The sequence below is a fragment of the Streptococcus sp. GP0011 genome (assembly GCF_030546305.1).
Taxonomy (GTDB): Bacteria; Bacillota; Bacilli; order Lactobacillales; family Streptococcaceae; genus Streptococcus.
On the sequence record NZ_JAUONR010000002.1, the window covers coordinates 98,901 to 115,428 of the forward strand.

Genomic DNA, 16,528 nt, shown 5'->3' on the forward strand with positions numbered 1-16,528 from the left:
CAGTCTTTTTTGTACATAAAAATAGATTCTCAAGTAAAGAAAGTCTAATGAGAGTTGAGGAGAATAGCCGTTGACAGCGAGCTTTCTGATTGCTGCTTTAGGGGTTCCTCCATCAAGTAAGAGATTGTTTCGTTACTATTTTTACAAAATCTTCTCCCTACTTTATAAAATAGAAAAAAGAGTTCAATTCGAACTCTTTTTTTGCTATAATGAGGGGAGAAAAATCAGACAGGAGATCGACATGTCAGAACCATTATTTTTACAATCAGTTATGCAAGAAAAAATCTGGGGTGGGACCAAGCTACGTGATGAGTTTGGTTACGACATTCCAAGTGAAAAAATCGGGGAATACTGGGCTATCTCAGCCCACCCAAATGGAGTTTCTAAGGTAGCCAATGGACGCTACGAGGGAACAGACCTTGCTACTTTGTATGCGGAACACCGTGAGTTGTTTGGCAACCGTCCAGAACCAGTATTTCCTCTCTTAACTAAAATTCTCGATGCCAACGACTGGCTTAGCGTCCAAGTTCACCCAGACGATGCCTATGGACTAGAACACGAAGGCGAACTTGGAAAAACAGAATGCTGGTATATCATCGCAGCGGATGAGGGATCAGAGATTATCTATGGTCACAATGCCAAGTCAAAAGAAGAACTCCGCCAGCAAATTGAGGACAAGAACTGGGATGCCTTACTGACAAAAGTGCCAGTTAAGGCTGGAGATTTCTTCTATGTGCCAAGTGGTACCATGCACGCTATCGGTGCAGGTATCTTGATTCTTGAAACCCAGCAGTCTAGTGACACTACCTACCGTGTCTATGACTTTGACCGCAAGGATGACAAGGGCAACTTGCGTGAACTTCATCTTGAAAAATCCATCGATGTTTTAAACATTGGAGAACCTGCCAATAGCCGACCTGTCACTGTCAAAGCAGATGATCTACGTTCCACTCTCCTTGTATCCAATGATTTCTTCGCAGTTTACAAATGGGAAATTACTGGAAAAGTTAACTTTGAAAAGACAGCTGACTACAGCTTGTTGAGTGTCTTGGCTGGTCAAGGTCAACTAACTGTTGACGGGAAAAACTATCCAATCCAAAAAGGGAGCCACTTTATCCTACCAAGTGATGTTGAAGCTTGGACTCTGGAAGGGCAAGGTTTGGAATTGATTGTCAGTCATCCATAAAAAGAAAAGACTTGAGAGATATTCTCAAGTCCTTTTTTGTATTTACATAAATTGGGCGATAAAGACCACGATGATGATGATAGGAATGATAAAACGAAGAAGGAAAAGCCAGACTTGGAAAAGTCCCTGTTTCCATGCTGTTTCATCAAGGTGTAGTTCCTCCATTGCAAGAGCCTTTTTAAAGACATAGCCTGTAAAAAGTGAAAGGCAGAGAGCTCCAAATGGCATGAGGAGATTGGAAACTAAGAAGTCCATAGCATCAAAGAAAGTCTTACCAAAGATGTGAACATCCGCCATAACTCCATAGGATAGGGCTGAAGGAATGCCAAAGACAAAGGTCAAGATTCCTAAAATGGTACTCCATTTAGCACGCATACTGTTGTCCTGGTTGGTGATATTGCCCACATTGATTTCCAGCATCACGACAGAGGAAGTGACCGTCGCAAAAAGGAAGAGCAAGAGGAAGAGGATGTAGAAAATGGTTCCAAAAGGCATCTTGTCAAAGAGTTGAGGCAAGACGATGAAGAGCAGGCTTGGTCCCCCTTCAGACTGAATATTGAAGGCTGACATGGCTGGGAAAATGGCTAGACCTGCCATGATGGATACCGAGATGTTCATGGCTACGATGGAAATCCCTGACTGGACCAGATTGGTTTTCTTGTCTAAGTAAGAAGCATAGGTCAGCATGGCTGTGACCCCTAGTGAAAGGGCAAAGAAAGATTGTCCTAGAGCATAAAGGAAACCGGCACTGGTCAGTTTTGAGAAGTCTGGTTTGAGGAAGTAGAGAACGCCTTCCATGGCATTTGGCAAACTGAGAGAGCGTCCAATGATAATGACAAAAATGATAAAGAGCAGGGGCATCATAACTTTTGAGGCTCTTTCAATCCCTTTTTGAACCCCACGTGATACAATAAAGATATTCAACAAGATAAAGGAAGCTTGAGCCCCTAGAGCAATGGCTGGATTTGAAATGATTGAAGTAAATAACTGAGCATAATCACCCGTTCCGCCAAGTTGGAACAATTTCCCAAACTCAATACTCAGATAGACTAGAATCCATCCTCCGATGACACTGTAAAAAGAGAGAAGGATAAAGAGGGCAAAGGCACCAATCCAACCGATAAAGTTGTACTTGTTATTCTTGCCAAGTTTTCCAAAGGTTTTGATAGCTGAAACACCAGCGCTACGGCCAAGGGCAAACTCAGCCAGCAGGAGCGGGAAACCGATTAAAATGGTAGAAATGAGAAAGACCAGTAAAAAGCCTCCTCCACCGTTGGCAGCAGTCATGTAGGGAAACTTCCAAACGGCACCAAGCCCGATGGCTGAGCCAGCAGATGCTAGGATAAAGCCAAGTTTCGAGCCCCATTGTGATTTTTCTGACATAGTTGAAACTCCAATCTCGTTTTTTAAAATAAGAAAAGGCTACTTGAGTTGTCAAATAGCCTTCCCTCAATGGCTCTTTACGAGCCTTCTGTTTGATTGATAGACTTGACTATCCTATCATGTTTTCTAAGGTCTGTCAAGAAAACCATTTTCAAGTTTTCACACCTTTCTCAAAAAGTTAAAAATTTTTCGCAAAAACACTTGACTCTGACCTAGGGGGAGGGGTTATACTATCAATGTAATACTCTTCGAAAATCAAATTCAAACCACGTCAGCGTCGCCTTACCGTACTCAAGTACAGCTTGCGGCTAGCTTCCTAGTTTGCTCTTTGATTTTCATTGAGTATAAGGAGGGAATCATGTACCATATCAAAGAAGCTGCGCAGCTTTCAGGTGTCTCTGTCAAGACCCTGCACCACTATGACAAGATAGGACTCTTGGTCCCCTTAAAGTCAGAGAACGGCTATCGAACCTACAGTCAAGAAGATTTGGAACGCCTTCAAGTCATTCTTTACTACAAATATCTAGGCTTTTCTTTAGATAAAATAGCAGAGCTGTTAAAAGGAGAATCATCAGATTTATTGCCCCATTTGACTAGGCAGTTGGACTATCTAACTCGAGAAAGGCAACATCTGGATACCTTGATTTCCACCTTGCAAAAAACCATTCAAGAACAAAAAGGAGAAATAAAAATGACGATTGAGGAAAAATTCACTGGATTTAGCTATCAAGATCATCAAAAATACCACCAAGAGGCGGTAGAGAAATATGGACAAGAAGTCATGGACCAAGCTCTTGAGCGCCAAAAAGGTCGCGAAGACGAGTCTACGGCCGCCTTTAACCAAGTCTTTCAAGCCTTGGCTCAAAATCTTCAAGATGGTCTGCCTGCAACAGCAGCTGAAAACCAAGAAGAGGCAGCTAAACTCTGGCAAGCTATTCGTACTTATGGATTTGACTGCTCTATTGAAGTCTTCGGCCATATCGGTAAAGGATACGTCTACAACCCAGAGTTTAAGGAAAACATTGACAAATTTGGACCTGGAACAGCTCAATACACATCAGATGTCATTGCTATTTACGTTCAGACAAATGCAGAATAAATAGGCTAGGAATTTCCTAGCCTATTTTTTACTTCAAGTCATAAAGCCAGTCGTCACCGTCTTTGTAGTAAAAGAATTCACTGAGATCATCTTCCAAAAAAACACGAAGCATATCAGACATATCATCGGTTGCCAGTTTTAGTTGAGAGAGATTTTCAAACTCTTCCCACCATACCTTTCCTTCGTCTGAAGATTGTAGCTCACCAGTAAAGTGTTCGGTCTTGTAAAATAGGACGACATAACGATAATCCTCGTCGTCATACCAGTCTTTAATACCACAGAGTTGGGGTTTTGAAATAGTTAGTCCAGTTTCTTCTTTCACTTCACGAATGACAGCTTCGACAAAGGATTCGCCACGTTCAACATGCCCGCCAGGAAAAGTAATACCAGGCCAGTCAGGGCTAACTCTGTCTTGGACCAGCACCTTGTCTCCGTTTTGAATCATACACATATTGACAAATTCGACTAATTCTCGCCTGTTCATATTGTTTTTCCTATTTTGTTAGTAACTTTTCCACGACGTTTAACTTTCGCATGGTCAGAACCACGCCAAACAATTTTTCAAGATAGTTAGTATTGAGCTTTTTTTGTTTTGCAGTTCTAGGAAGATAGAGGTAGAGACAGTAATCGCCTACACAGATTTCTTCCTCGCCGTAGTCAGTTTTCAATTTTTCTAGTGGCAGACTTTGGATAAGTCCTTGATAAAGAATTACATGCACACGATCATGAAGATAGTCTTCTTTAAATGGATTCTCATGAACAATCTTTTCAAAATCGTTCTTATTCTTGATAACCATTTTTAAGTCGGCCCCAATTTTTTCCTTTATCAAAGTATGAACGCGTTCTCGTATTTCTTCTAAATCTGAGTCACTCTCAAGAATGATATTCCCACTTTGAATATAGGTTCGAACGTGTTGAAAACCAGCTTCTGTCAAAATATCTATCAAATAAGACATTTTCGGGATAGCATTTTTTCCATTAGGAGTAACGCCTCTCAGTAAAATAATATGTTCCAAAGGACTTCCTTTCTTACTTGGTATTTATTGGATTGGAGCCTGCCACCCAGCCGGTGCAGAGGGCAGAAGTAATGTTAAAGCCACCCGTGTGGGCATTGATATCCAGTACCTCGCCAGCAAAGTGGAGACCAGGAACGAGCTTACTTTCCAGAGTTTTGGGATTGATTTCCTTAAGACTGACGCCTCCTTTAGTAACAAAGGACTTAGCCAATGACATTTTACCAGTCACAGGAATTTTGAGAGCCTTGATAGATTGGACAAGTTGCTCGCGTTCTTTTTCAGTTAGCTGTTTAACTTTGTCAGGATAGCCTTGCACAAAGAACTCTGCTAAACGTTCTGGCAACAAAGTTTTTAAAGCATTTTTCAAGAATTTTTCTCGATTTTCCTCTAGAAATGCTACCAAGTCCTTCTCAGAAAGTTGAGGCAAAACATCTAGCGAGAGAACCTCCCCACCCTTGACAAAACTAGACATACGCAGAGCAGCAGGACCCGACAAACCAAAGTGGGTAAAGAGCAGATCGTGAGTGATGACATGCTTACCATAGCTTAAGGTCACATAGTCTAGTGAAATCCCTTGAAGCGCTTTGTGTGGAAAATCAGTCAACAATGGGCTCTCAGCAGCTTCAAGCTCAGTAATGGTATGTTTAAAATGGCGGGCGATCTCATGCCCAAAACCAGTAGAACCAGTAGAAGGATAGGATTTACCACCAGTTGTAACAATCAGTTTATTACAAGTGAAGGTTTGGTCTGCGGACTTAAGGACAAACTGGTCGTCTATCTTTTTAACCGAAACAATTTCTGTTTGAGTAGCAACTTGACCACCGAGTTCAGTGATTTTCTTTTCTAGTGTCTCGATAATAGTCCGAGACTTGTCACTAGCAGGAAAGACGCGTCCGTGGTCCTCGACCTTGAGTTTAACACCATTTTCCGTAAAAAAGTTGATGATATCATGGTTATCAAACTGGGAGAAGACACTGTAAAGAAACCGCCCGTTACCAGGGATGCCAGCTAATAGGTCATCTAAAGTTCCATTGTTGGTCACATTACAACGACCACCGCCCGTTCCAGCTAATTTTTTTCCGAGTTTCCGATTTTTTTCGATGAGAAGAGTTTTCTGACCATAAAAGCTACTGGAAATCGTAGCCATCATGCCAGCAGGTCCCCCACCAATGACAATAGTATCAAAATGTTTCATAGCTCTATTGTACCATAAAAAATAAGAGATGCTTGGCATCTCTTGTTGCTCATAATCTTAGTTAATTTCATATCCCATCAACAAACCGCCATCTTCTGCATAAAAACTGCAGAGACCAGATGTTGGAAGAATCTTAATTTCAGCTTGTGGGAATGTTTCCAGCAAGCGTTCTGACAATTGCTGACAGAATTTATCATTGCTGCGATGAGCCATGACGATACGGCCACCAGCGTAGCCAGCCTTGATGAGTTCTTCATAGGCTGCTTGAAGAGATTTTTTTGCTCCACGCGCTTTTTGGAGCAGTTCTAGGGTTCCAGTTTCACTTGCTTCCCCAACCATACGGATGTTGAGAAGGCCAACGACAGTACCGATAAGCTTACTCAAACGGCCATTTTTTACCAAGTTATCGACCTTAGCGAGGACAAAGAGCAACTTCGTTTTTTCTTGGTAGGCAGTAATAGCTTGAACAATTTCCTCGAAAGACAAACCCTGGTCAATCAAGTCGTTTAATTTTTCTACGAGCAAGTCAACCTCACCACCTGCAGACAATGTATCGATCACATGAATCTGGGTGTCAGGATGTTCTTCAAGATAGATATTCTTAGCGAGCTGTGCACTATTATGGCTACCTGAAAGAGTACCAGTAATGGTAACGACAAAGATATGCTTAGCACCTTCAAATGCTCGCAAGTAATCATCAGGGCTAGGACAAGCTGATTTTGAAGCCTCAGAAGTTGCATACATGGTTTCCATCATGTGGTCAATGTCAAGATTGGCATCATCGATAAAGACCTGATCAGCTACTTGAATGGTTAAAGGAACACTCACAAATTCGGTATCAATAGCAGGAGTTGCCAGTTGACGATAATCACAACCAGAGTCAGCTACAATCTTCCAAGTCATAGAAATTCTCCATCTTTGTCATTTATACATTGACAAAGGTTCTGTCTTTTTTTACAATTATATCATGAAAGCCCTTGAAACAAAAGTACCACCTCTCTGTTGTCACAAGTAGAAAGAAATTGTTATGTCTGAACGTAAAATATCTGAAAAATCTCTTGAAAATCTCAGAAAATCAAATCAAGAATCCAATTTTTTAACTAGAGAAGCAATCGAGACGGCTCTTTTGCAACTTCTAGAGAAAAAAGATTTGGCTAAGATCAGCATTTCGGAGCTGGTCAAACGAGCGGGTGTCTCTCGTGCCGCCTTCTATCGCAACTATGACTCCAAAGAAGAGATTTTGGAAAGCGTCTTCAAACGCAGTGTCCATAACATTATGGAACAGTTGAGCCACTACGATGTTAAAACAGACCTTTATCTAGTCTGGGTTCACCTTTTTCGAGCAGCCAAGAAAGAAGCCAAGGTTATCCAACTTGCTCTGGACTACCATTTGGAAAAGATTTTTGTCCAAGCCATGCAGGAATTTCTAGAAAAATACCATGGAAAGTCAAAAGGCGTTAGCAGCTACCTTCATTCCTTTTGGAGTTCTGCCATCGTATCGGTTCTACTCAAATGGATCAAGGATGGCATGAAGGTTCCAGCTGAAAAGATTGCAGATTTACGCTTGCCATTTTTCAAAAAATAGGGGATAAGGAGAATACTTATGACAGAAAAAAGACTGGCTTGGGATGAGTACTTTGCAGCCCAGGCTTTACTGATTGCCAATCGTTCGACCTGCAAACGTGCCAAGGTGGGAGCTGTCCTCGTTAAGGACAATAAAGTCATTTCAACAGGCTACAATGGTTCCGTATCAGGAACAGAGCACTGTATCGATCACGAATGTCTGGTCATTGAAGGTCACTGTGTTCGAACCCTTCACGCCGAGGTTAATGCCATCTTGCAAGGAGCCGAACGAGGGGTTCCAAGAGGATTTACAGCCTATGTGACCCATTTTCCGTGTCTGAACTGCACCAAACAACTGCTACAAGTTGGTTGTAAGCGCGTGGTTTATATCAACCAGTACCGAATGGATGACTATGCCCAGTACCTTTATCATGAAAAAGGCACCGAGTTGACCCATTTACCATTAGAGACTGTTCAGATAGCTCTTCAAGAGGCAGATTTGATTTAAAAATTAATAAAAAGAAATGGTTTAGAAAGCTTTTTAAACCGTTTTTTGATATAATAAGAAGAATAAATTGAAAGAAGGAATTCAGAAAATGGGAAAAATTGAAGTCATTAATCATCCACTCATTCAACACAAATTGTCAATCTTGCGACGTACAGATACTTCTACAAAAGCTTTTCGTGAGCTAGTAGATGAGATTGCAATGTTGATGGGATATGAAGTACTTCGTGATCTTCCACTTGAAGATGTGGAAATCGAAACACCTATCACAAAGACCGTTCAAAAACAATTGGCTGGTAAAAAATTGGCGATTGTCCCAATCTTGCGTGCAGGTATCGGGATGGTAGATGGCCTCTTGTGCTTGGTTCCAGCAGCTAAAGTTGGTCACATCGGTATGTACCGTGATGAAGAAACCCTTCAACCAGTTGAATACTTGGTGAAATTGCCTGAGGATATTGACCAACGTCAAATCTTTGTCGTTGATCCAATGTTGGCAACAGGTGGCTCAGCAATCTTGGCAGTAGATTCGCTTAAAAAACGTGGCGCTTCAAATATCAAGTTTGTCTGCCTAGTATCTGCTCCAGAAGGAGTGAAAGCTCTTCAAGAAGCACACCCAGATGTAGAAATCTTTACAGCAGCCTTGGATGAACGCTTGAACGAACACGGTTATATCGTTCCAGGTCTTGGAGATGCTGGAGACCGCTTGTTCGGTACTAAATAAAATTCCAAAGTAAATACTGAAATTAGAAGTTCGTTTTTGACTTGAAAGGAGGTTGAGTTTTTGTTTCTGTTTAGAGAATAGAGCAAAAATTTGACCTTTTTTGACCAAAAAGATATAATAGTTCTGTATTGAGTCGTAAGACTAAGAAAATTCAACATAAAAGGAGAAATGAATGATTCCTGTAGTTATTGAACAAACAAGCCGTGGAGAACGTTCCTATGATATTTACTCTCGTCTTCTGAAAGACCGCATCATCATGCTAACAGGTCCAGTTGAAGACAACATGGCCAACTCCGTTATCGCACAATTACTTTTCTTGGATGCCCAAGACAGCACAAAAGATATTTACCTTTATGTCAACACACCTGGAGGATCTGTTTCAGCTGGTTTGGCAATCGTTGATACCATGAACTTTATCAAAGCGGATGTCCAAACTATCGTTATGGGGATGGCTGCATCTATGGGTACTGTCATCGCATCAAGTGGTGCAAAAGGCAAACGTTTCATGCTTCCAAATGCAGAGTACATGATTCACCAACCAATGGGTGGTACAGGTGGTGGTACCCAACAGACAGATATGGCAATTGCTGCAGAGCACTTGCTCAAAACTCGTAAGACATTGGAGCAAATCCTTGCAGATAACTCTGGTAAATCAGTCGAGCAAATTCATGCAGATGCGGAACGTGATTACTGGATGAGTGCCCAAGAAACACTTGAATATGGCTTTATTGATGAAATCATGGCCAATAATTCGTTAAGCTGAACAACCTAGAAAGCAAACTCGACGGAGTTTGCTTTTTTTGATATAATAGGAGAAGATTTCTTAGAAAGAGGATTCCTCATGTTTGAAAAAACAAATCGATCAGGATTAATCATCTATCTCTACTATAATCGAGATGCAAAAAAAATTCAGGAATACGGTGATATCTGTTACCATTCCAAAAAACATCGTTACTTGCAGCTCTATGTTCCAACTGAGGAGCTAGATGACTTGGTTGAGAGATTAGGTAAGGAAAGATATATCAAGAAAATTAGACGTTGCCATATTCAAGAGCTAGAAACTCCCTTCGTTGGGAATCTCTATCGGACTGAAGAAAACGTTATCATTTAAAAAATTAAACAAATACATTGACAATTTTCTGATAATTCGGTATATTCTTAACATACAATTTTTGAAACAACTATAAGGAGATTAAAAATGAAGAAAAAATTTGCCCTATCTTTTGTGGCTCTTGCTAGTGTGGCTCTTCTTGCTGCCTGTGGGGAGGTCAAGTCAGGAGCGTCAAACACAACTGGAAATCCAGTAGACGAAAAAACAATTAAAATCGGTTTTAACTTTGAAGAGACAGGTGCTGTGGCAGCTTACGGTACAGCTGAACAAAAAGGTGCCCAACTTGCCGTAGACGAAATCAACGCTGCAGGTGGAATTGATGGAAAACAAATCGAAGTTGTAGACAAAGACAACAAGTCAGAAACTGCTGAAGCAGCTTCTGTTACAACAAACCTTGTTACCCAATCAAAAGTAGCAGCTATTGTAGGACCTGCGACATCTGGTGCAACTGCTGCAGCTGTAGCTAACGCTACTAAAGCTGGAGTGCCATTGATTTCACCAAGTGCTACTCAAGACGGTTTGACTAAAGGTCAAGATTACCTATTTATCGGAACATTCCAAGATAGCTTCCAAGGGAAGATTATCTCTAACTATGTAACAAACAAATTGAATGCTAAGAAGGTTGTTCTTTATACTGACAACGCTAGTGACTATGCTAAAGGTATTGCTAAATCATTCCGCGAATCCTACAAGGGTGAGATTGTAGCAGATGAAACGTTTGTAGCAGGTGATACAGACTTCCAAGCAGCCCTTACTAAAATGAAAGGCAAAGAGTTTGATGCTATCGTTGTTCCAGGTTACTACACAGAAGCAGGTAAAATTGTAAACCAAGCTCGTGGTATGGGAATTGATAAACCAATCGTTGGTGGTGATGGATTTAACGGTGAAGAATTTGTTCAACAAGCAACTGCTGAAAGAGCATCAAACATTTACTTCATCTCTGGATTCTCCACCACAGTTGATGTTTCTGCAAAAGCTAAAGCTTTCCTTGAAGCATACCGTGCTAAATACAACGAAGAGCCTTCAACATTCTCAGCTTTAGCCTATGACTCAGTTTACCTAGTAGCAAATGCTGCAAAAGGTGCTAAAAACTCAGGTGAAATCAAGGACAACCTTGCTAAAACCAAAGATTTTGATGGTGTAACTGGTCAGACAAGCTTTGATGCTGACCACAATACAGTGAAAACTGCTTACATGATGACCATGAACAATGGTAAAGTTGAAGAAGCAGAAGTTGTAAAACCATAACATTAGAATAGTAATTGAAATGGGGAATGAGCCTTTGACTCACTCCCTGTTTCGGTGTTTATGAACTTGTGAAAATAATGAAATTTTCTAAAAAATAAGGATAGAAAAGAGTGAATGCTATGCTCCAACAACTTGTGAATGGTTTAATTCTGGGTAGTGTTTATGCACTTTTGGCTCTGGGTTATACCATGGTTTATGGAATTATCAAACTCATCAACTTCGCCCACGGTGATATTTACATGATGGGTGCCTTTATTGGTTACTTTTTGATTAATTCTTTCCAAATGGATTTCTTTTTAGCTTTAATTATTTCAATGGCAGGGACTGCGCTGCTTGGTGTTGTGATTGAGTTTCTTGCCTACCGTCCTTTACGACACTCTACACGTATTGCTGTATTGATTACTGCCATCGGAGTGTCTTTCCTACTGGAATACGGAATGGTTTATCTAGTAGGTGCTAATACTCGTGCCTTCCCTCAAGCAATTGAAACAGTCCGCTTTGACTTGGGACCAATTAGCTTGACAAATGTTCAATTGATGATTTTAGCAGTTTCTGTACTCTTGATGGTTTTATTGCAATTAATCGTCCAAAAAACAAAAATGGGGAAAGCCATGCGTGCGGTATCAGTTGATAGTGACGCAGCTCAATTGATGGGAATTAATGTAAATCGCACAATCAGCTTTACCTTTGCTTTGGGTTCAGCCCTTGCTGGTGCAGCAGGTGTTCTCATTGCCCTTTACTACAACTCTCTTGAACCTTTGATGGGTGTGACTCCAGGTCTAAAATCATTCGTTGCGGCCGTTCTCGGTGGTATCGGGATTATTCCTGGTGCAGCTCTAGGGGGATTTGTGATTGGCTTGTTGGAAACATTTGCTACTGCCTTCGGTATGTCTGATTTCCGTGATGCTATCGTGTATGGAATCTTGCTTTTGATTCTAATTGTTCGACCTGCAGGTATCCTTGGTAAGAATGTGAAAGAGAAGGTGTAAACAATGAAGACAAATCTTAAAGTAAATATTCTCTGGTTATTCCTTCTGTTAGCGGGTTATGGGTTGATTAGTGTACTGGTTTCTGCTGGTGTTCTCAATCTATTTCATGTTCAAATTTTAGAACAAATTGGGATTAATATCATCCTTGCAGTAGGTTTGAACTTAATCGTTGGTTTTTCAGGACAATTCTCACTCGGTCATGCTGGTTTTATGGCGATTGGGGCTTATGCAGCAGCGATTATTGGTTCAAAATCACCAACCTATGGTGCCTTCTTTGGAGCAATGGTCTTGGGTGCCTTGATTTCTGGTGCAATCGCTTTGCTCGTTGGGATTCCAACACTCCGTTTGAAGGGTGACTACCTGGCTGTTGCTACACTAGGTGTTTCAGAAATCATTCGTATCTTTATCATTAATGGTGGCAGTTTGACCAACGGTGCTGCTGGTATCTTGGGTATTCCAAACTTTACCAACTGGCAAATGGTTTATCTATTTGTGGTAATCACAACTATTGCCACTCTCAACTTCCTACGTAGTCCAATTGGACGCTCTACTCTATCTGTTCGTGAGGATGAGATTGCTGCAGAGTCCGTTGGGGTAAACACTACAAAGATTAAGATAATCGCTTTTGTCTTTGGTGCTATTACAGCAAGTATTGCTGGTTCACTTCAGGCCGGTTTTATCGGATCTGTTGTTCCAAAAGATTACACCTTTATTAATTCCATCAATGTGTTGATTATCGTTGTATTTGGTGGACTGGGATCGATTACTGGTACCATCGTTTCAGCGATTGTTTTAGGAATTTTAAATATGCTCCTTCAGGATGTAGCAAGCGTACGTATGATTATCTACGCTTTGGCTCTTGTATTGGTCATGATTTTCAGACCAGGTGGACTTCTTGGGACATGGGAATTGAGTCTATCACGTTTCTTTAAAAAATCGAAGAAGGAGGGACAAAACTAATGGCATTACTTGAAGTTAAACAGTTAACCAAACATTTTGGCGGTCTAACAGCTGTTGGAGATGTCACTCTTGAATTGAACGAGGGAGAATTGGTTGGTCTGATTGGACCAAACGGAGCTGGTAAAACAACCCTTTTCAATCTCTTGACCGGTGTTTATGAACCAAGCGAAGGTACTGTGACACTAGATGGTCACCTCCTAAATGGGAAAACTCCCTATAAGATTGCTTCACTTGGTCTCAGTCGTACTTTCCAAAATATTCGTTTGTTCAAGGAATTGACAGTTTTGGAAAATGTTTTGATTGCATTTAGTAATCATCATAAACAACATGTCCTTGCGAGCTTTCTACGTCTACCAGCTTTTTATAAGAATGAGGAAGAATTAAAAAGCAAAGCTTTGGACTTGCTGAAGATTTTTGATTTGGATGGCGACGCAGATACTCTTGCGAAGAATCTTGCCTATGGCCAACAACGTCGATTAGAAATCGTTCGTGCTCTGGCAACTGAACCTAAAATCCTCTTTTTGGATGAACCTGCAGCTGGTATGAATCCACAAGAAACAGCTGAATTGACAGAATTGATCCGTCGTATCAAAGATGAATTTAAAATTACCATCATGCTCATCGAACATGACATGAATTTGGTTATGGAAGTCACTGAGCGTATCTATGTTCTTGAATATGGCCGTTTGATTGCTCATGGGACTCCGGATGAGATCAAGAACAACAAACGCGTTATCGAAGCTTATCTAGGAGGTGAAGCCTGATGTCTATGTTAAAAGTTGAAAACCTCTCTGTGCATTACGGTATGATCCAAGCAGTTCGTGATGTAAGTTTCGAGGTTAATGAAGGTGAAGTTGTTTCTCTTATCGGTGCCAATGGTGCTGGTAAAACAACCATTCTTCGTACCCTTTCAGGTTTGGTTCGTCCAAGTGCTGGTAAAATTCAGTTTTTAGGAAAAGAAATTCAAAAGTTGCCAGCTCAAAAAATTGTAGCAGGTGGCCTTTCACAAGTTCCTGAAGGACGCCATGTTTTCCCAGGTTTGACTGTTATGGAAAACTTAGAAATGGGAGCCTTTTTAAAGAAAAATCGTGAAGAAAATCAAGCTAACTTGAAAAAAGTCTTTTCACGTTTCCCTCGTCTGGAAGAACGCAAAAACCAAGATGCGGCAACTCTTTCAGGTGGTGAACAGCAGATGCTTGCTATGGGACGCGCTCTCATGTCTACACCTAAGCTCCTTCTCTTGGATGAGCCGTCAATGGGACTTGCCCCGATCTTTATCCAAGAAATTTTTGATATCATTCAAGATATTCAGAAGCAAGGAACAACAGTTCTCCTAATTGAACAGAACGCTAACAAGGCCCTTGCTATCTCTGATCGTGGTTATGTACTTGAAACAGGAAAGATTGTCCTATCAGGAACAGGAAAAGAACTCGCAGCATCAGATGAAGTCAGAAAAGCATATCTAGGTGGCTAAACTAGTCTGGGAGACTAGTTTAGGCTGTGGATGGAGATTGCGCACGCAATCCCTCTATAGTCCGGGGGACCTTTTTAGTTGGCGGATAAGGATTGCAGCCAAGCGACACCTAATACGACTACTTATCAAAAATATAAAATATTTCAGGGCTCCAGAATAAGGAGCTCTTTTATTTATATGTTTTTTGAGGAAAGGGAAGAAGGCCTTAATTTTTACTCATTGTTTTCCTATTTGAATTGACAGTCCTTTTTGTTCATATTATAATATGAGTAAGAGAAAATTGAACAGGAGGACTGAGAATGGTAACAGAAAAACAATTTAAACTTTTGCGTTTTATGTTGATACATAAAGAAAAGACATTTACTCAGCGACAGTTAGCTGAAGAGTTAGACCTATCTTTAGGAACAATCAACACATTATTGAAAAAACTGAAAGAAGAGAAGTGGGTTGATGAGGAGCTTCACTTAACTGAACTAGGTCAGAAAGTTTTAGACCCCTATCGAGTAAAAAATGCCATTATAATGGCTGCTGGCATGAGTAGCCGTTTTGCTCCTTTGTCTTATGAGATTCCCAAAGGATTGCTTCAAGTCAAGGGGGAACGCTTGATAGAGAGGGAAATCAGACAGCTGCAAGAAGCAGGAATAGAAGATATAACCGTTACTGTAGGCTACTTACAAGAAAAAATGTTCTATCTTGCAGAGAAGTTTGGTATAAAAATTGTAGTAAATAATGATTACTACAAATATAATAACTGTTCGTCTCTTATGTTGGTTAAAAATCAACTTTCCAACACTTATATTTGTTCATCAGATAATTATTTTGTGGAAAATCCTTTTGAGCAATATATTTATAGAGGTTACTACTCGACGATATTTGCAGAAGGTCAAACGGACGAATATTGTGCTATAGAGGATTCGAATAACACCATCATTGATATCCAGATTGGTGGAGAAAATACTTGGGCTATGGTGGGGCACGTTTATTTCGACCGTGCATTTAGTGAGAAATTCAAGGAAATTTTAGAAAACGAGTTTAAGCACGAACCTTATCGGGAACAGCTTTGGGAGGATTACTATAGTCGGCATGTCAAGGAACTCCTTTTAGAAGCCCGTCACTATTCAGCGGATATTGTTAAAGAATTCGACTCTCTAGATGAACTCCGTCAATTTGATGAACGTTATTTGGTAAATGCAGATTCAGCTATTATCGATAATATCTGTAAGACATTAAAGTGTGTGGCTTCAGATATTGTCAATATCAAACCTCTAAAAGATGGGTTAACCAACACATCATTTTCATTTGACTGTCTAGGAAAAAGATATGTTTACCGTCATCCGGGCAGGGGAACGGAAAATTATATCGACCGAGCTAGTGAAGCAGCTTCTATGGAAATTGCTACAAAATTAAAGATTGACCGTACCTTCGTAGCTATGAACAAGCATGAGGGCTGGAAAATTTCAGAATTTATTCCCAATGCTAAGCAACTGGATTATAATAATTGGGATGATGTGGCACAAGCAATGGACCTCTTGAGACGGTTACACCAATCTGGAGAAAAAACGGAACATTCCTTTGCCCAGTTTGAGGGAATTATTGATTTTAGAGAAAAATTGAAAGCTAGAAATCGATTTGAATTTGATGGCCTCGAGGAACTGGATAAAACCGTCTCACTTCTCAAAAATTATTTACAGAATGATCCGAAACAGGTTGTTCTTTGTCATGGAGATTCCTATAGTCCTAATTTTTTGTTGAATGAAGCAGGCGAAATGAGCTTGATTGATTGGGAATATTCTGGAATGGGAGAGCCAGCAGGAGATTTGGGGACCTTTATCGCGTGTTCTAATTATACCGTAGAGGATGCTGAAAAAGTACTGGAATTGTATCTACAAGAAGTACCAGATAAGAAAACCAAACGTCACTACTTGGCTTATGTAGCAGTGACCTCATATTATTGGTTCTTGTGGGCTTTGTTCCAGGAGAGTGTCGGAAAACCAGTCGGTGAGTTTCTCTACATCTGGTATCGCTATACCAAACAATATGGACAACTGGCCCTTGACTTGTATTTGGAGGAGAACTGA

The 16,528-nt window shown here is 40.6% G+C and carries 18 protein-coding genes; 13 read left to right on the forward strand and 5 right to left on the reverse strand.

What is annotated here, in order from left to right; all coding sequences use genetic code 11:
- Positions 1-241 precede the first annotated feature (241 nt).
- Complete coding sequence (gene manA, locus Q4443_RS02825; protein ID WP_001294306.1) at positions 242-1,186, forward strand: mannose-6-phosphate isomerase, class I; 945 nt, start codon at positions 242-244, stop codon at positions 1,184-1,186.
- Positions 1,187-1,228: 42 nt separating this feature from the next.
- On the opposite strand, the gene Q4443_RS02830 is transcribed toward manA, so the two are convergent.
- Positions 1,229-2,569 carry a sodium-dependent transporter gene (locus Q4443_RS02830; protein WP_025168375.1) on the reverse strand — a complete coding sequence of 447 codons (1,341 nt, stop codon included), beginning with the start codon at positions 2,567-2,569 and terminating at the stop codon, positions 1,229-1,231.
- Positions 2,570-2,927: 358 nt separating this feature from the next.
- On the opposite strand from Q4443_RS02830, the gene Q4443_RS02835 reads away from it, so the two are divergent.
- Positions 2,928-3,668, forward strand: a complete 741-nt coding sequence (locus Q4443_RS02835) for a MerR family transcriptional regulator (protein ID WP_000274766.1) — start codon at positions 2,928-2,930, stop codon at positions 3,666-3,668.
- A 28-nt stretch (positions 3,669-3,696) separates the two neighbouring features.
- On the opposite strand, the gene Q4443_RS02840 is transcribed toward Q4443_RS02835, so the two are convergent.
- Genes Q4443_RS02840 through Q4443_RS02855 form a run of 4 tightly spaced genes read right to left on the reverse strand, consistent with a single transcriptional unit; the run spans position 3,697 to position 6,782 of the window.
- A complete protein-coding gene (locus Q4443_RS02840; RefSeq protein ID WP_001081769.1) occupies positions 3,697-4,152 on the reverse strand; it encodes an 8-oxo-dGTP diphosphatase in 456 nt (151 codons plus the stop codon).
- A gap of 10 nt (positions 4,153-4,162) precedes the next feature.
- Complete coding sequence (locus tag Q4443_RS02845) at positions 4,163-4,684, reverse strand: DUF1697 domain-containing protein (RefSeq protein ID WP_000400042.1); 522 nt, start codon at positions 4,682-4,684, stop codon at positions 4,163-4,165.
- A gap of 13 nt (positions 4,685-4,697) precedes the next feature.
- On the reverse strand, positions 4,698-5,879 hold the full coding sequence (locus tag Q4443_RS02850; protein WP_049518959.1) for an NAD(P)/FAD-dependent oxidoreductase: 1,182 nt from the start codon (positions 5,877-5,879) through the stop codon (positions 4,698-4,700).
- Positions 5,880-5,936: 57 nt separating this feature from the next.
- Entirely contained in the window at positions 5,937-6,782 is an 846-nt protein-coding gene (locus Q4443_RS02855) for a DegV family protein (RefSeq protein ID WP_268699908.1), read from the reverse strand.
- 124 nt (positions 6,783-6,906) lie between these two features.
- On the opposite strand from Q4443_RS02855, the gene Q4443_RS02860 reads away from it, so the two are divergent.
- The 11 genes from Q4443_RS02860 to Q4443_RS02910 all read left to right on the forward strand — a co-directional run bounded on the left by Q4443_RS02860 (position 6,907) and on the right by Q4443_RS02910 (position 16,528).
- A complete protein-coding gene (locus tag Q4443_RS02860; RefSeq protein ID WP_000003897.1) occupies positions 6,907-7,464 on the forward strand; it encodes a TetR/AcrR family transcriptional regulator in 558 nt (185 codons plus the stop codon).
- A gap of 18 nt (positions 7,465-7,482) precedes the next feature.
- A complete protein-coding gene (locus Q4443_RS02865; RefSeq protein ID WP_303407916.1) occupies positions 7,483-7,950 on the forward strand; it encodes a cytidine/deoxycytidylate deaminase family protein in 468 nt (155 codons plus the stop codon).
- 88 nt (positions 7,951-8,038) lie between these two features.
- Entirely contained in the window at positions 8,039-8,668 is a 630-nt protein-coding gene (gene upp, locus Q4443_RS02870) for a uracil phosphoribosyltransferase (RefSeq protein ID WP_070656981.1), read from the forward strand.
- A gap of 172 nt (positions 8,669-8,840) precedes the next feature.
- Complete coding sequence (clpP, locus tag Q4443_RS02875; protein WP_000613467.1) at positions 8,841-9,431, forward strand: ATP-dependent Clp protease proteolytic subunit ClpP; 591 nt, start codon at positions 8,841-8,843, stop codon at positions 9,429-9,431.
- A 78-nt stretch (positions 9,432-9,509) separates the two neighbouring features.
- Positions 9,510-9,779: a YlbG family protein gene (locus Q4443_RS02880; protein WP_000462101.1), complete on the forward strand. Its 270-nt coding sequence runs from the start codon at positions 9,510-9,512 to the stop codon at positions 9,777-9,779.
- Between the two features lie 87 nt (positions 9,780-9,866).
- Positions 9,867-11,027: an ABC transporter substrate-binding protein gene (locus tag Q4443_RS02885; RefSeq protein ID WP_000726133.1), complete on the forward strand. Its 1,161-nt coding sequence runs from the start codon at positions 9,867-9,869 to the stop codon at positions 11,025-11,027.
- Positions 11,028-11,146: 119 nt separating this feature from the next.
- Positions 11,147-12,016, forward strand: a complete 870-nt coding sequence (locus Q4443_RS02890; RefSeq protein WP_000941413.1) for a branched-chain amino acid ABC transporter permease — start codon at positions 11,147-11,149, stop codon at positions 12,014-12,016.
- Between the two features lie 3 nt (positions 12,017-12,019).
- Positions 12,020-12,976 (forward strand): branched-chain amino acid ABC transporter permease, encoded by a 957-nt coding sequence (locus tag Q4443_RS02895; protein ID WP_084926123.1) that lies wholly within the window; start codon positions 12,020-12,022, stop codon positions 12,974-12,976.
- On the forward strand, positions 12,976-13,740 hold the full coding sequence (locus tag Q4443_RS02900; protein ID WP_049490316.1) for an ABC transporter ATP-binding protein: 765 nt from the start codon (positions 12,976-12,978) through the stop codon (positions 13,738-13,740). The genes Q4443_RS02895 and Q4443_RS02900 overlap by 1 nt, the downstream gene beginning before the upstream one ends.
- Complete coding sequence (locus Q4443_RS02905; RefSeq protein WP_000062207.1) at positions 13,740-14,450, forward strand: ABC transporter ATP-binding protein; 711 nt, start codon at positions 13,740-13,742, stop codon at positions 14,448-14,450. The genes Q4443_RS02900 and Q4443_RS02905 overlap by 1 nt, the downstream gene beginning before the upstream one ends.
- Positions 14,451-14,749: 299 nt before the next feature.
- Positions 14,750-16,528 (forward strand): phosphotransferase, encoded by a 1,779-nt coding sequence (locus Q4443_RS02910; protein ID WP_303407919.1) that lies wholly within the window; start codon positions 14,750-14,752, stop codon positions 16,526-16,528.

What these genes read in the sequence shown, in the direction of transcription:
- manA (WP_001294306.1), top strand. Translation starts at nt 242, where the DNA reads ATGTCAGAACCATTATTTTTACAATCAGTTATGCAAGAAAAAATCTGG.
- Q4443_RS02830 (WP_025168375.1), bottom strand. Translation starts at nt 2,569, where the DNA reads ATGTCAGAAAAATCACAATGGGGCTCGAAACTTGGCTTTATCCTAGCA.
- Q4443_RS02835 (WP_000274766.1), top strand. Translation starts at nt 2,928, where the DNA reads ATGTACCATATCAAAGAAGCTGCGCAGCTTTCAGGTGTCTCTGTCAAG.
- Q4443_RS02840 (WP_001081769.1), bottom strand. Translation starts at nt 4,152, where the DNA reads ATGAACAGGCGAGAATTAGTCGAATTTGTCAATATGTGTATGATTCAA.
- Q4443_RS02850 (WP_049518959.1), bottom strand. Translation starts at nt 5,879, where the DNA reads ATGAAACATTTTGATACTATTGTCATTGGTGGGGGACCTGCTGGCATG.
- Q4443_RS02855 (WP_268699908.1), bottom strand. Translation starts at nt 6,782, where the DNA reads ATGACTTGGAAGATTGTAGCTGACTCTGGTTGTGATTATCGTCAACTG.
- Q4443_RS02860 (WP_000003897.1), top strand. Translation starts at nt 6,907, where the DNA reads ATGTCTGAACGTAAAATATCTGAAAAATCTCTTGAAAATCTCAGAAAA.
- Q4443_RS02865 (WP_303407916.1), top strand. Translation starts at nt 7,483, where the DNA reads ATGACAGAAAAAAGACTGGCTTGGGATGAGTACTTTGCAGCCCAGGCT.
- upp (WP_070656981.1), top strand. Translation starts at nt 8,039, where the DNA reads ATGGGAAAAATTGAAGTCATTAATCATCCACTCATTCAACACAAATTG.
- clpP (WP_000613467.1), top strand. Translation starts at nt 8,841, where the DNA reads ATGATTCCTGTAGTTATTGAACAAACAAGCCGTGGAGAACGTTCCTAT.
- Q4443_RS02880 (WP_000462101.1), top strand. Translation starts at nt 9,510, where the DNA reads ATGTTTGAAAAAACAAATCGATCAGGATTAATCATCTATCTCTACTAT.
- Q4443_RS02885 (WP_000726133.1), top strand. Translation starts at nt 9,867, where the DNA reads ATGAAGAAAAAATTTGCCCTATCTTTTGTGGCTCTTGCTAGTGTGGCT.
- Q4443_RS02890 (WP_000941413.1), top strand. Translation starts at nt 11,147, where the DNA reads ATGCTCCAACAACTTGTGAATGGTTTAATTCTGGGTAGTGTTTATGCA.
- Q4443_RS02895 (WP_084926123.1), top strand. Translation starts at nt 12,020, where the DNA reads ATGAAGACAAATCTTAAAGTAAATATTCTCTGGTTATTCCTTCTGTTA.
- Q4443_RS02900 (WP_049490316.1), top strand. Translation starts at nt 12,976, where the DNA reads ATGGCATTACTTGAAGTTAAACAGTTAACCAAACATTTTGGCGGTCTA.
- Q4443_RS02905 (WP_000062207.1), top strand. Translation starts at nt 13,740, where the DNA reads ATGTCTATGTTAAAAGTTGAAAACCTCTCTGTGCATTACGGTATGATC.
- Q4443_RS02910 (WP_303407919.1), top strand. Translation starts at nt 14,750, where the DNA reads ATGGTAACAGAAAAACAATTTAAACTTTTGCGTTTTATGTTGATACAT.